Source organism: Methanosarcina sp. 2.H.T.1A.6 (assembly GCF_000979455.1).
Classification (GTDB): domain Archaea; phylum Halobacteriota; class Methanosarcinia; order Methanosarcinales; family Methanosarcinaceae; genus Methanosarcina.
The window spans coordinates 38,059-51,496 of record NZ_JJOY01000014.1; the positions used below are offsets into that span (position 1 = coordinate 38,059).

14 protein-coding genes and 1 tRNA gene are annotated in these 13,438 nt (G+C 43.2%); 6 read left to right on the forward strand and 9 right to left on the reverse strand.

Annotation, left to right across the window (positions count from 1 at the left end; genetic code table 11):
• Positions 1–232 precede the first annotated feature (232 nt).
• The 3 genes from EO98_RS18205 (at position 233) to EO98_RS03790 (ending at position 1,796) form a co-directional block, all read left to right on the forward strand.
• Complete coding sequence (locus EO98_RS18205) at positions 233–382, forward strand: hypothetical protein (protein ID WP_156161013.1); 150 nt, start codon at positions 233–235, stop codon at positions 380–382.
• Between the two features lie 97 nt (positions 383–479).
• Positions 480–672 (forward strand) — tRNA-Trp (locus tag EO98_RS18210).
• A gap of 464 nt (positions 673–1,136) precedes the next feature.
• Complete coding sequence (locus EO98_RS03790; RefSeq protein ID WP_255350257.1) at positions 1,137–1,796, forward strand: PEGA domain-containing protein; 660 nt, start codon at positions 1,137–1,139, stop codon at positions 1,794–1,796.
• A 171-nt stretch (positions 1,797–1,967) separates the two neighbouring features.
• Here EO98_RS03790 and EO98_RS03795 read toward each other — a convergent pair whose 3' ends face one another.
• The 6 genes from EO98_RS03795 to groES form a co-directional block, all read right to left on the reverse strand.
• Positions 1,968–3,158 carry a pyridoxal phosphate-dependent aminotransferase gene (locus tag EO98_RS03795; protein ID WP_048141473.1) on the reverse strand — a complete coding sequence of 397 codons (1,191 nt, stop codon included), beginning with the start codon at positions 3,156–3,158 and terminating at the stop codon, positions 1,968–1,970.
• Between the two features lie 291 nt (positions 3,159–3,449).
• Positions 3,450–3,917 carry a hypothetical protein gene (locus EO98_RS03800; protein ID WP_235283667.1) on the reverse strand — a complete coding sequence of 156 codons (468 nt, stop codon included), beginning with the start codon at positions 3,915–3,917 and terminating at the stop codon, positions 3,450–3,452.
• Between the two features lie 296 nt (positions 3,918–4,213).
• Positions 4,214–4,897, reverse strand: a complete 684-nt coding sequence (locus tag EO98_RS03805; protein WP_048141477.1) for a queuosine precursor transporter — start codon at positions 4,895–4,897, stop codon at positions 4,214–4,216.
• 130 nt (positions 4,898–5,027) lie between these two features.
• Positions 5,028–5,855, reverse strand: a complete 828-nt coding sequence (locus EO98_RS03810; RefSeq protein ID WP_048141479.1) for a ribonuclease H family protein — start codon at positions 5,853–5,855, stop codon at positions 5,028–5,030.
• A gap of 252 nt (positions 5,856–6,107) precedes the next feature.
• Positions 6,108–7,718: a chaperonin GroEL gene (groL, locus tag EO98_RS03815; RefSeq protein ID WP_048141482.1), complete on the reverse strand. Its 1,611-nt coding sequence runs from the start codon at positions 7,716–7,718 to the stop codon at positions 6,108–6,110.
• A gap of 125 nt (positions 7,719–7,843) precedes the next feature.
• Positions 7,844–8,122: a co-chaperone GroES gene (groES, locus tag EO98_RS03820; protein ID WP_048141484.1), complete on the reverse strand. Its 279-nt coding sequence runs from the start codon at positions 8,120–8,122 to the stop codon at positions 7,844–7,846.
• Between the two features lie 259 nt (positions 8,123–8,381).
• Between groES and EO98_RS03825 the strand changes: the two genes are divergently transcribed.
• From EO98_RS03825 to EO98_RS03835, 3 genes are all read left to right on the forward strand, one after another.
• Positions 8,382–8,789 (forward strand): ArsR family transcriptional regulator, encoded by a 408-nt coding sequence (locus EO98_RS03825; RefSeq protein WP_048141486.1) that lies wholly within the window; start codon positions 8,382–8,384, stop codon positions 8,787–8,789.
• A gap of 135 nt (positions 8,790–8,924) precedes the next feature.
• Entirely contained in the window at positions 8,925–10,064 is a 1,140-nt protein-coding gene (locus tag EO98_RS03830; RefSeq protein ID WP_048141488.1) for a DUF362 domain-containing protein, read from the forward strand.
• A 122-nt stretch (positions 10,065–10,186) separates the two neighbouring features.
• Positions 10,187–10,432, forward strand: a complete 246-nt coding sequence (locus tag EO98_RS03835) for a transcriptional regulator (protein WP_235282964.1) — start codon at positions 10,187–10,189, stop codon at positions 10,430–10,432.
• A 121-nt stretch (positions 10,433–10,553) separates the two neighbouring features.
• Here EO98_RS03835 and EO98_RS03840 read toward each other — a convergent pair whose 3' ends face one another.
• The 3 genes from EO98_RS03840 to EO98_RS03850 all read right to left on the reverse strand — a co-directional run bounded on the left by EO98_RS03840 (position 10,554) and on the right by EO98_RS03850 (position 13,394).
• Entirely contained in the window at positions 10,554–11,153 is a 600-nt protein-coding gene (locus EO98_RS03840) for a hypothetical protein (protein WP_048141490.1), read from the reverse strand.
• 178 nt (positions 11,154–11,331) lie between these two features.
• Positions 11,332–12,162: a winged helix-turn-helix domain-containing protein gene (locus EO98_RS03845; protein ID WP_235283669.1), complete on the reverse strand. Its 831-nt coding sequence runs from the start codon at positions 12,160–12,162 to the stop codon at positions 11,332–11,334.
• 374 nt (positions 12,163–12,536) lie between these two features.
• The gene (locus tag EO98_RS03850) at positions 12,537–13,394 is read right to left on the reverse strand and encodes an AIM24 family protein (protein ID WP_048141492.1); all 858 of its coding nucleotides are present in this window, start codon (positions 13,392–13,394) and stop codon (positions 12,537–12,539) included.
• Positions 13,395–13,438 lie beyond the last annotated feature (44 nt).

Here is a 13,438-nt window from a genome sequence, read left to right on the forward strand (position 1 = left end):
TAGCATGGCTTTAAAAACAGATTGAAGCCATTATTAACCTTCTTTCGTTTTAATAAGGGCATCAAGCAAATAAGGAATTCGATTCCCGCGTTCCTTTGATTCTTTGGCTTTTATGCAATTATACTTCCCGAAACCTCAGGGATTCAGATAAACAACTTTATTTGCAAAACCCCTGATATAGAACAAAATTGAAAAGGGAGCCCTGAATTTTTTGAAATTAAACAAGAAATTGATGAAATACTTCGACCGCCGCAGAACAGGCAAATGGACAGGTGAGGTAAGTGCATATGACTTCGCAGTTCGCCTGCTTGGTTACATATCATTTGCGATATTTGTGCTCACAATCCTTGCAGGAATAATCTATTTTCTGTTTATGTACTGAGGAAGAAATAGAAATATGTTCTCAAAAACCATGTTTCTTGCCGTTAACTATTTAAAAGAGAAAGGATATGTCAGTATCCTTGTTAACCTTTCATTAAGGGGCTGTGGCCTAGCCCGGCATGGCGATGGGCTCCAGCGGATAAATGATGAACAACGGGTCTACCGAGTCTTTCCCGACGGGGCAGGACAATGAGGAACCGTTGGAGCACTGATAGATGCTCACCAGAAAAACTGTGAAAGCAGTTGTTCGGAGATACCCGTCGATCGTGAGTTCGAATCTCACCAGCCCCACCTTTATTATTTTCTTTAATTTTCTTTAATTTTCTTTAATTTTCTTTAATTTTGATTTTCAGGAAAACATTCTCATCTTTGTATGATTACTTTCTAATTCCAGTATCGATACTCTCGATATAGACCTCTTTTTTGATAATATCCTCTTTTGGATTCAGTTCAATCCCGGAAATGAGAATACGGAGTTATAAATATCAGTTACTTGAAAAAAAGACCCATCATTCAAAACGAAGGGATTCCTTATAAAAATTAAACCTGATCTTAAAAGAGGGGTTAAACCGAAAGACTTCAGGAAAATCCTGACCTGCACAGTATGTTCCTTTCTGATACTTACTTTAGCCGTCAGCCCTGTATTTGCGGACATATCTACCGCAGACCCCGGGCAGGTAAATTCTACAGTTGAAGAGACTGAAGAAGCTAAAAATCCAGCGGCAGCCGAAAAAGGGAATTTCGGGAAAATTGAAATCATAACAATTCCAAACGGCTCTGAGATCCATATAAAGGAAAAGGTCGTGGGAAAAACCCCGGCTCTTATAGAGAAAGTACCGCCCGGTTTTTATGAGGTTGTGCTAACGCAGGAAGGGTATGAAGATGTCTTTGAGAGGGTGCTTGTTAAAGCCGGGAAAACGGCCTCAATCTCAAAAAAACTCCGTGTAAATGAGAGAGTACACAGCATTTCTTCAAGCCCCTCCGGAGCAAATGTCTACCTTGACGGGAAGTACAAAGGAATAACTCCGGTCGTATTTCATGCAGACGAAGGGCAGCATAAACTTACTATAAAAAAGACCGGATACAGCACGGTTTCAGAAGAGATCAATGCCTCCGGAGAGACAGCACTTGTGATGGAGGAAAAGCTCCACCTCAATCTCTTTACATACTTTGCTGCAACCCTGGTTCTGCTGGTTGCAGGCGTTATTATAAAAAGAAACCCCGAAAAGTTAAAGTTTAAATTCCCGAGAAAAGTTTCGGCAGGTGACAAGGCACTCAAAAAAGTTCAGAAGGCACCAGAGAAGAGAGATGAAAAACTGCAAGGGAACTCATCAGTTCCTGATGATCTGGTAGAACTGGAAAATTTTACGGAACAAAATTTTGAATACACAGTAAAAAAGAAAAAGAAAGTCTGATTAAAAATGATTATCAGGAAGGTTGATTAGAAAAATTGATTAGAATAATTGATTAGAATAATTAATTAGAATAATTGAGAGGCAGAAACGGACTGCTTCCGGATTCTGGAAGTTTTCATCCTTCATCCTTCATCCTTCATCCTTCATCCTTCATCCTTCATCCTTCATCCTTCACCCTTCACCTTCAAATTCTTTTTCCAGAAAAGCCTCCAGACGGTCCATGCCTTCTGCAATGTTTTCAAGGCTGTTAGCGTAGGAAAAACGCAGGTAGCCTTCTGCCCCGTTTCCGAAGTCTATGCCGGGAGTTACTGCCACGCCTGCCTCATTGAGGATCCGGCGGCTCAGCTCAAGAGAATCATTGCTGAACTTGCGGGCATCAGCAAGGACATAAAAAGCTCCCATTGGCTCTTTGCGAACTTCGAGGCCCATGCCGAGAAGCCTTTTAAGCATGTACTGGCGACGTATATTATAGGTCTGGACCATCTCAGTAACGTGTTCCTGAGGACCTTTCAGGGCTGCAATGCCTGCCTCCTGGACAAAGGAGTTAGCGCAGATAAAGAAATTCTGGTGAATTTTCTGAATCGCGCGTATACAATCAGGGGGGCAGATAATATAGCCAAGTCTCCAGCCGGTCATTGCATAAAGTTTGGAAAAGCCGTTAAGGACAAAGGCATTTTTAGTATATTCCAGGATGCTGTGTTCTTCTCCGCTGTAGATCAGGCCCTGGTAGATTTCGTCCGAAACGATAGGAATTCCTTTTTCATCTGCTATTGCGGCAAGGCCCTGCAAACTTTCAGGAGACATAACATGCCCTCCGGGATTTGAAGGACTGTTAATGAGGATGGCTTTGGTATTCGGACTCAGGCACTGCCTTACTGTTTCGGGTTCAAGGACAAAGCCGTTTGTCTCGCTCGTATAGACAAAAACAGGGGTTCCGCCCAGATACTTTACGAAATTTGGATAGCAGGCGTAGTGAGGGTTCGACATAATTACTTCATCCCTCTTTTCAAGCAGAGCCATAAAAACAATCAGGAGACCAGGGCTTGTCCCGGAAGTAACAATAACCTGATTCGGGTCCAGGTCAACTCCAAACTTCTGATGATAAGACTCAACTATTGCCTCTCTGAGAGCAGGGAGTCCCTGGCTGTGAGTGTACTTTGTAAATCCCCTACCAATCGCAGCACAGGCAGCCTCACAGATATGGGGAGCAGTAGGAAAATCAGGCTCCCCTACCTCAAGATGGATTATATGCCTGCCCTTAGCTTCCAGAGCCTTGGCACTTTCCAGTACTTCCATCACATAGAAAGGAGGGATATCTTCTGATTTTTTTGATAAGATGCAATCGGAATTTATCGAAAACATAAAAGACCTTCTGAAAAGCGATTAATATAAAAGCCACAAGGTAAAAGCAAGTAATATCACTGAGTATGTACCTGAAACTGCGTATGCTTTCAATATTTAAATATTCTGTGGGAAAAACAAAGAGTCAAACCTGAGGGACATAAAAGAAAAATTAATCCCGGAATGAGTTTAACAAGAAAAAAGTTAACTCTCGGAATCAGGTAGATTTTATCTGTCTAAGGCGGGAAGACCCCTTCCTCAAACCTCTGGGCCTTCAGGCGAAGGGATTAGGGAGGGGCAGTTCGCAGAAACTTAATCTTTCGGCATAATTTTATCAACTACCTCCACATCCGGCCCAGCCCAGCCCTGATCTTCAAGCATTTTTGCAAAATCACGCTGAAAGGTCTGGAATATTACAACGTTTTCAGGGACAATATTGAGGAAATCGTAATCTCCATAAGCTCCCGTAAAGAAAGAGGCGACAGTTTCTTCAAATTTTTCCTCGATTCTTTGCGGGTACCAGAGCCCGTATTGAGAAAGTAAAACAAAGTTAGGATCAGGCACAGGAGCCTCTTCCGGATAGATATAAAAACCTATAAAGACCTCTTCTCCGGACTTTGCAAGAACCAGTTTCTTTTCAAACCCCGGTTTCTGAAGTTTGAGAAACCATTCCCCCTTTAGAAGGTCTTCAGGTTCTTTGATAACTCCATGGGCTTTCAGAATCCTTTCAGCTACCTGCTGGATTTCCAGAATAATGGCATTACGCTGTTCTTCAGGCATCTTCAGGCAGGAGATACAGAAGTCTTCGGAGGGAACTCCTTTGTATTGAGTACCAGCCTCTGCACCTGATTTTTCCTGCTTTTCAGCCTTTCTTTCGAAATCTGTTTCTGAACTTTTCGCATTACTCGGGATTTCAGCCTTAACCTGCCGTATTTCGGTCTCAGAATGTTCTACCGTAATTAGTACCCCCGTTAATGTATAGGACGGAGATGCCCATAAGCATTGGTATGTAAGTCCCTAAAAAAGATTCCCGATCCACTCCCGGATCGGACCTGATTTCAGGAACTGCACCTGTTTTAACCTTTAACCGGACCTGCTTCCCCGCTTTCCCCGGGATAGGGGACATCGTTTATGTTTCCAGAAGCAAGCCATCTGACACCAAGATATACAAAGGGGGTATCAAGGAGAGCAAACATCACTTTAAGGATCCAGACAGGCAAAATCATATAAAAAACTGAAACTACCCCCAGTTCGGGAGTTACATGATAGAAAGCAATAAACGTGAAAACGATGGAGTCGAGCAGCTGGGAAACAATTGTTGAAAGATTGTTTCTGAGCCAGAGATACCTGCCATTTGTCTTCTGCTTCCAGAAATTAAAGGCCCACAGGTCATGGTGCTGGCTTATAACAAAAGCGATCATGCTTGCCAGTATAACTCTCATGGAATTTGAAAAAACGCTATTAAAAGCCTCATTATTCGGGTACAAATGAGATGGTGCCAGACCAGTACTTATGAACACGAAAAAGGATGCAATACAGAGTGAAAGAAAACCTGCATGTAAGAAAACCTTTGTCACTTCCCTTCCTTTAACTTCTTCTACCATGTCCGTAATAAGGAAAGTAACCGGATATGCGAAAAAGCCTACCGAGGTTACGATCCCGAATATCTCAATTAGCTTGCTCCCGAGAAGGTTTCCAAGGAGTAGAGAGCTGACGAAAACTGTTAGCAAAAGCTGTATCTTGTAATCTATGGGTTTCATGAATTCTCAGGATTTAAGTTGGGTTTAAGGGTTGGATAACATTATAAACTGGATACTTTAACATCTTCAACACCGGCATTTGGTCCCCTAAAAAGGGGATTTAAGCAGGGGTCTATTAGATGCCGGAAAATTACCTGAAACGTTCTGCTCTTCTGAAGAGGTTTTGAGGCGACCTGTCTACTTCATCACATATTATCTTATGGGGGATGGAAGAGGGCAGAATTGAGTAAGCCTGACTGTCAGTACCCCGAAGCCCCCAGGTTTCGTCCGTGAGCAGGAAATAAGAGTTTTCAAGCCTTACTCCCTTTGATTTAAGGGAAGAAAGGACCACAGGGTTTGAAAGGTCTTTTCGAATCTCTTCCGCAGCCTTTACCTGAGTGCCAGGACCTCCTTTTTTTACAGGATAAACAAGGTCATCGGAAAGGGTCTTTTCCATTGTGCGGACTATCAGCCTGTAGCAGGTTTTTTTGTTTGTGGACATTTCCGGAACTTTTTCCAGATAAAAAACGTTACGGCCATTCCTGACAATATCTGAAAGAACGTCTTCCCGCCTCGAAAAAGATTCCACATCAGACGTGGATATACTCGAGAAAAAAACAGGAAACTTTTTAGACAGACTGTCTGCAGCTGCCTGGTTCGCCTTCTCGCGGGGAATATATTCAAAGCTAACTCTGGACCCTGAAAACTCCTTTTCTACTTCCTGCGCCCTTCCCTGAAAAGCTCTTACGGCTTCAGTAGAATCATTATAAACAATTATTTCGGCATCGCCTTTTGAAAAGATCCTGACAAGGGATATGGCAAAATTGAGGGCTGCAAGTTCACAGTCAAGATTATTCTGAGGATGACCCGGGACTTTAGTTGTTGACTGGTGGAGCTGCCCACCATCCCGTAAAACCACGCAACCGAGGTAGGAGTCTTCACTTTCATTATAAGACGAATCACAGTAGACTTCAAGCATCTTTAGTTTCACCTTTCTGGTAAGGAGGAGTTTGTAATAAACGAACCGGATGATTATAACAGATAGATTATAGATAAACAGTTATAAATATTGAGAATTGAGCTTTTATAAAAATAGTGTGTTAATGAGAGAAAAAGGTTTTCAGCCTTTCTGGTGATAAAGGAGAAAGGAAAAGGGCTTTAGAGTGATTCAGGAAAAGTAATAATGAGAGCAGGAAAAAAGGAAAAAGAAAAGAAAAGAAAAAAACTGCAATCAGATAATAATTGTATCTGTCCTGTCGTCCTTTTCTTCATCAAAATCGGTTACAAGAGCTTCAGTCGTTAGCACCATACCTGCGATTGAGGCAGCGTTCTGAAGACCGCTTCTTACCACTTTTGTCGGATCGATTACACCTGCTTCGAAGAGGTCTTCAAAGACATCTCTCTTTGCATTGTACCCGAAGAGTTCACTGGATTCCGCCCTTATGGTTGCCACCACTTCAGCGCCTTCTCTGCCTGCGTTTGTGGCGATCTGGCGAACAGGATCTTCTATAGACCTCTGAACAATCTTCACGCCTACCTGCCTATCGCCGTCAAGTTTCAGGGATTCAAGAATTGCAGCTGCACGGAAGAGACAAACCCCTCCTCCTGTGACCACACCTTCCTCAACTGCGGCTTTTGTGGCGTTCAGGGCATCATCGATTCTCATCTTCTTTTCTTTAAGCTCGGTTTCGGTTGCAGCTCCCACTTTGATTACTGCAACGCCGCCTCCCAGCTTTGCCTGGCGCTTTTTAAGCTCAGTTTTTCTGTAATCAGCTTCAGCAATATTGACCTGGGCTTCAATGATCCTGACCCTTTCATCAATCTTTGCTTTGTCGCCCCTGCCTTCTACAATTATGGTTTTATGGTTGTCAACCGTGACTTTCCTGGCACTTCCGAGCATGTAGTCGCTGAATTCCTCAAGTTTCATGCCCTTCTCTTCGCTGATGACCTGTCCGCCGGTCAGGACGGCAATATCTTCAAGCATCTCCTTTCTCTCGTTTCCGAATCCGGGAGCCTTTACAGCGCAGACCCTCAGGGCTCCGCGGATGATGTTCAGGATCAGGGCTGCCTGGGCATCCCCATCAACATCCTCAGCAATAATCAGGAGGGACCGGCCTTCAGAAGCGACCTTCTCAAGCACAGGCACGATCTGCTTCATGCTGTTGATCTTCTTATCTGTAATCAGGATATAGGGGTCTTCAAATTCACAGATCATTTTTTCAGTATCAACTGCCATGTATGGGGAAACAAAACCACGGTCAAACTGCATACCCTCAACAACATCAAGGCTGGTTTCCATTGTCTTTGAGTCTTCAACGGTGATTACCCCGTTGTAGCCGACCTTTTCCATAGCATCGGCAATCAGGTTGCCTATTTCTTCGTCATTGTTTGCAGAAATAGTAGCTACCTGTATGATTTTGTCCTTGCCCTTTACTTCCACACTCTTGCTCTTGAGATACCCTACAACCTTTTCTGTGGCAATCTCAATCCCTTTCTTGACCTCTATAGGGTTTGCCCCGGCACTGATGTTTTTCAGGCCTTCCCGGATCATGCTCTGGGCGAGGAGGGTGGCGGTAGTTGTCCCGTCTCCTGTGTTGTCCTGGGTTTTGGAAGCGACCTCCTTGACAAGCTTGGCCCCCATATTTTCGAACTTGTCATGGAGCTCTATTTCTTTTGCAATGGTGACACCGTCATTTGTGACCACGGGTTTTGTGCTTTTATCCAGCACGACATAACGGCCCCTCGGCCCCAGGGTGATCTTAACAGTATTTGCGACTTTATCTACACCGTTTAAGAGGGCTTTTCTTGCACTCTCATCAAACATTATCTGCTTTGAAGCCATCTGTATTCACCTGGATTAGGATCAAATATTCTTACTTAATTAAGCTATAATTTATCGAAGTCGTGATTTACCTGATATTCAGGATATGCCTGATGTAATATATTCAGAAACGGCCTCATTTGACATTATTCTTCAACAACGGTTGCCAGGATATCCTTGAAGTCGACAAAAATATATTTTTCATCATCTATTTCAATCTCATCGGCCTGGTATCCCCCGTAAATTACGTGGTCTCCCTTTTTCAGAGGGAGCTCCTTCCCGTCTTCAAAGGTCCCCACAGCCAGAACGATTCCTTCTTTTTTCTCCTGCCGTGCAGGCTCCGGGATATAGATCCCGCCTTTAGTCACTTCTTCTTTCTTCTGGTTCTTGAGTAATACTCGTTCGCCAATAGGTCTGACAATCACTCTTTGTTCCTCCTTGATATGTAAGTGACCTAAAATTAGCTGAACATTCACTTGTTGCTATAAGTCAGCATGGAATTGATGAATGTATTGAGCTGTAAAACGCCCAACTATCTGCATATAATGTAAAACTTATATTTAAAAATTACCCGCATTTTAGAGAAAATTTATAAGTAAAATAAAAATAATTGCAAAAAAATCGAAATGATGCCTACAAATTAAAATAAAATATATATACATGAATCTCTAAAATAATACACAGATGGTTCAGCAGATTCTTCTCAGAAATCTTGAAAAACCCCAGATAAAGAGCCTTGAAGAAGATCTTTTATGGTTCTGTGACAGTTTTGGCTTTTCTTCGGGCAGGGATACCGAAAACACAGCCAACAGGATAATCTTCAGCCTGCTTGAAAAACTTTCAAATGACGAGATAAGTTCATCGGAAATTCTGGCTGAAGACCTTGATATGAAAATCTCAAGAATCAACCATCACCTCCGGAACCTCAACGACTCCGGGCTCCTTTACAGGAAAAAACGCCTGATTTATTTGAGGGGAGGCAGCCTGAAAGCTGCAGTAAAGGAGATGAGGAAAGACTCGGAAAGGATACTTGATGAACTGGAAAACGTAGCTGAAGAAATAGATTCAATTATGGGCCTTAAAAACCGATAAAAGCCGGGATATAAAAGGCACTTCAGGAGATAACAAACTGACTATAGACTGGAAGCTGAGAAACTAACAACAGCCTAAAACAACAGGCTGAAACCGGAAAAGAATTCAATAATCATTTCCATTTACATTTTAGCAATGAACAGAGTCTCCATAGTTTCCTGCCCTGATTATTCTGATACAAAAGAAGCAATAGCCCGGGCTCTTGGCCTGCTGGGCGGCATTGAAAAAATAATTGATCCGGGAGATCGCGTACTTCTCAAGCCAAATCTCCTTTCAGCCAGCCCACCGGAAGCTGCCACAACTACCCATCCTTCTATGGTAGCGGCAATGTGTGAATTCGTGCTCAGTGCAGGAGGAAAGCCAGTAGTCGGAGATGGAGCCGGGATCTCAAGGCCTGGAGCTACAGCAAAAGCCCTGAAGGTTTCAGGCATAGAAGAGGCTGCCCGCAAAGCCGGAGCCCAGATTGTGAACTTTGAAACTGCAGGTTTTACTCTGGTAGAAGTTCCAGAGCCGCTTCAGTTCCGGAAACTGTACATTGCAAACCCTGTCCTTGAAGCAGATGTTATAATATCTCTTCCGAAACTGAAAACCCATGAGCTTACATATTATACAGGCGCGGTCAAGAATTTCTTCGGAGTCCTCCCCCTGAAATGCCGAAAAGAAATACATCTTCTTGGAAACAGGGATCTTTTTGGTGAAGCCGTCGCCGATGTTTATTCTGTCGTAAGGCCCAATTTTGCAGTCATGGACGGAGTTGTAGGCATGGAAGGAAATGGGCCTTCCCACGGAAAGCCTGTAAACTCAGGAGTGATTCTGGCAAGCCCGGACTGCGTTTCCCTGGATATTGTTGCAGCAGAACTGATCGGCTTTGATCCTCTCAAAATCCCCACTACGGCAGGTGCCCTGAAGAAAGGTTTCGGAAACCAGTGTCCTGTGGTGGTCGGAACGCCATTAAAAGAAGTCAAAAAGAAATTCAAGCCTTCGAGCGGGGGAATCAGTACATCCCCTGCGTTCCTTAAGCGCAGCCTTGGCAAATATTACACCATTAACCCCAGAATCAACCAGAGAAAATGCACTCAATGCGGAGCCTGCTATCTGAACTGTTCTCCCGGGGCGGTGGAACGGCTGGAAGACGGAACTTTCAAGATTAATCCGGAAAAATGCATCCTGTGCTACTGCTGCAGGGAACTCTGCCCTAACGATGCAGTCGAGATAAAAAAGTCCCTGCTGGCACAGTTTTTAACAGAAACCGAGGATTTAATACGTAGAGCATAAATGTAAAATGAAATCTGGCAATTACATTATAACACTTTCTTTTTTATCTTTTTGCAAGATCTTTTAATCCAGAACGCCTAAAAGATGTATTAAAAGAATCTTTTGCTTGGGAAAATACCCCTGTGCTCGTAAATGAAGAAGGTGATGGGATGCTTTATACCTATATAGATACAGAGTATGCTCCGGAAAAATGCTCTCTTTGCAGCGGAACCGGGAATGATGAAGGTGGAATCTGTGAAGCCTGCGGAGGACAGGGAAACGTGCTCGTTGCCCAGCCTGCAATAATATGTCCACTTTGCAGTGGGTCAGGTAACCTGGAAACAGGGACCTGCAGGGCATGTGGAGGAAGTGGCTGGGCTCTTTTATGAAAAAAAACATGAAGGGTCCCAGATTTATACCGCCATAATCATAAAATGAAACTATGGCTTTTCAGGAACTATATTTATCAGAAAACTTCTCCGAATTCGCCGGGAAATCCTCCTTTCCCGTTTACTTTTGCCGCCCCAGAACTTCGTTCTTTTTTTCAGCGGGCAGACAGTCAAAGCATGTCTCATACCTTGAGGACTTATACTTTTTTCTGCATACCGGGCAGAGCTCCATGCCCCTCAGGCTTGCAAAATGACAGCGATTGCAGAGTACGGTTGCGTGTTTCAGAGACGCATATTCTTCCTCGGCTTTTCGAGTTTCTTCTTCAATTAGATCTTCAATCCCGCTTTCTTCAAGCCATTCATGATAAAGATTTTTGAAGTTTCCTTCTCCTGTATCTTCAACAAGCACTTCGATACACTGCTCTTCAAGGTCAGTATGGTCAGGCTCGGTTTTATGTACAGTAGAGGCTTTGTGCCAGGCAGGGTGGCTTTTATGGCGGTGTTTACCGGTCAGGACGTGCTCGAATTTCTGGTACTTTTGTCTGTACACTTCCCTGAATCTGGTATAAGCAAGACTGTAAATCCCGGAACGGACCTCTGCCGGAGAAAAGGCTCCGGGAGTATGGACACACAGGCGCTCAGAAGAGCCGCACCAGGCACAGGCTTTGCCTTTAATGAATTCAGCCCTTTTTTCTTTCCATTCCTTAGAGGTTCGTTTCATTGGAATACCTGTAAGATCTTCGGGAATCAAAGATATTTAAAACTGGAGGTCTCATGTTCAGATTAAAGTATATATCTGATTTAACAGGTCACATGAAGCTCTCTGGCTATAAGTACTGCATTCAGGATAATTCATTGAACAAACTTTCTGACTCACTAAACAAACATTTTCTGATCCCCTAAACAGACATTTTCTGATCCCCTAAACAGATTTTATCTGACCTTTCCATATAGTATTCGAAGAGTTCTCTACCCCAGGCCAGGGCGCGGGATTCTAAATTGAGAAGGTACTGCCCTTCAAACCTTCCTTTCTTATTGAAAAACCCGAGCAATAACGCGTTTTCCGAAATAGCAATCAATGCAGGAATTTCAAGCGGAGCTCCTGCATGCACAAAAACAGAGGCATTTTTCCTCGCCAGAATTATCTCTCCCGTATCACGGAAATCCCCTGAAAACCTATCAAATGAATCTTTGCTAAGGATGAGCTGGACCTTAACATCTTTTTCTGCGAGCTCCAGAGAGAAAGAAGGGATCTGAGGGTGAAAATAAGAAAAAAGGAGCATAACCTTTGAAGACCCGGCAAAATGATTAATCATCTCAGGGAACAGATCAAATCCGTGAGTAAGCCCGGGTTCTACAAGTTGGCTTCCTTTAAGCTCCCCTATCCGTTTTAACAGATGAAAAGGAATTGAATCCAGTTTCCTGTGGCTCCAGAAATAATCATTATCCTCAAATGTGCTGGCTGCATCCAGTAAAGGCCTGGCTTTTTTAACTAATATATCACCTATGATAGAAAGACGATATACATCTCCTTTCTGAACAATTAAACCTTCTTCTTTTAATTTTTTGATATGGGGAAGCAGGGAAATTCTGGGGACCTGAAGCAAATCAAGAATTTCATCACTATTTCGTGGCCCTTCTGCCAGCAGTAACAGTAAATTTTTCCTGTTGTCAGAAAATAAAAGAATATTAACAAGCTGTAGTTTCATCTGGGTTGCGCCTTCTAACATAAGTTAGCATCTTTTAGTAATACGACAGTGTGAAGATTTCAAATACATATAGCACGGAGATAATCATTAGTGTACGAATATAAAGGTTATCTTGAGTCTGAAAAACAAGAAAAGTAAAGAATATGGAATAAAAGATAGAGAAGGAAATATCAGAGAAGAGAGTTCAAGGTAAGAAATATCAGAGAAGAGAGTTCAAGGTAAGAAATATCAGAGAAGAGAGTTCAAGGTAAGAAATATCAGAGAAGAGAGTTCAAGGTAAGAAATATCAGAGAAGAGAGTTCAAGGTAAGAAATAAGAAAAAGCACCTTTCATCTTTCCTTCCAGGTGCTTCCCAGATTCAGGCAAATGGAACGATCCCGATGCCGGAAAGAAAATCAGTCATCACTACTGCTGCCACTGCTTCTTGAAGCATTAGGAACAGAAGGATAATAGCACCGAGAAAGGGCTCCATATACGAATTGAGTGGGAGCCATCCAGACAGTTCCGGTACCATCGAAGGTCTGAAGGGCTCCATCGCCGCTTGTCAGATTTCCGACCAGATTCTTTGCAGACCTCTCAACTGTAAAGTTGATAGAAGCCGACCTCAGGAATACAAAATTCCCATCAACCTGTAATCTCTCGTTTTTAAGCTCATATTTTAGAACCTCAGCCGGAGGCACGGGAATTGCAAGTACACACAGACCTGTTCCGCTGATTTTTGTCTGGAACCAGCCTTCTCCTCCAAAAAGACCGGATGATAGGTTTTTCTGGGATGAGACTTCTACGTTGACCCCGTTTTCACAGCAGTAGAACATTCCCTTATCTACAATAATCGCATCATTGTTCAGTTCCAGCAGTATGTAATGGCTGAAGCTTGGTTCAAGGAAAATCTCTCCTGTACCCGAATACGTGGGAGTAAAGGCGGACTCGTTGGTCAATTTATTTTTAAGCAGTTTTTTTGCAAGACCTCCAACTCCCCCGGTCTCGCACTCAGCACAGATATTCCCCTTGTGGAAATGCAGGGCACCCCTTTCAGTGGTTACTGCACTATTCATGAGGGTGATTTTTACCTGCTTGAGGCTCATGCCAGCTTTCTCAAGGTAATACAGGTTTTCTGCAAGGCAGACATCCCTGAGCCCCCGCAGGGTCTTATACTCGAGAATCTCGATCTTTATTCCGTCTTTTTCAATGCATTCCAGAACATTGATGTTATCATAGAATTTTTTCTCGATAATAGGCTCACCGCATATCAATTTATTTGAAGATAACCTTATAGATTCATGCCGAACTTCAGAAA

Excerpts from the sequence above, each read along its gene's own strand:
- EO98_RS18205 (WP_156161013.1), top strand. The coding sequence starts at position 233 with ATGAAATACTTCGACCGCCGCAGAACAGGCAAATGGACAGGTGAGGTA.
- EO98_RS03795 (WP_048141473.1), bottom strand. The coding sequence starts at position 3,158 with ATGTTTTCGATAAATTCCGATTGCATCTTATCAAAAAAATCAGAAGAT.
- EO98_RS03800 (WP_235283667.1), bottom strand. The coding sequence starts at position 3,917 with ATGCCTGAAGAACAGCGTAATGCCATTATTCTGGAAATCCAGCAGGTA.
- EO98_RS03805 (WP_048141477.1), bottom strand. The coding sequence starts at position 4,897 with ATGAAACCCATAGATTACAAGATACAGCTTTTGCTAACAGTTTTCGTC.
- EO98_RS03810 (WP_048141479.1), bottom strand. The coding sequence starts at position 5,855 with ATGCTTGAAGTCTACTGTGATTCGTCTTATAATGAAAGTGAAGACTCC.
- groL (WP_048141482.1), bottom strand. The coding sequence starts at position 7,718 with ATGGCTTCAAAGCAGATAATGTTTGATGAGAGTGCAAGAAAAGCCCTC.
- EO98_RS03825 (WP_048141486.1), top strand. The coding sequence starts at position 8,382 with ATGGTTCAGCAGATTCTTCTCAGAAATCTTGAAAAACCCCAGATAAAG.
- EO98_RS03830 (WP_048141488.1), top strand. The coding sequence starts at position 8,925 with ATGAACAGAGTCTCCATAGTTTCCTGCCCTGATTATTCTGATACAAAA.
- EO98_RS03840 (WP_048141490.1), bottom strand. The coding sequence starts at position 11,153 with ATGAAACGAACCTCTAAGGAATGGAAAGAAAAAAGGGCTGAATTCATT.
- EO98_RS03845 (WP_235283669.1), bottom strand. The coding sequence starts at position 12,162 with ATGTTAGAAGGCGCAACCCAGATGAAACTACAGCTTGTTAATATTCTT.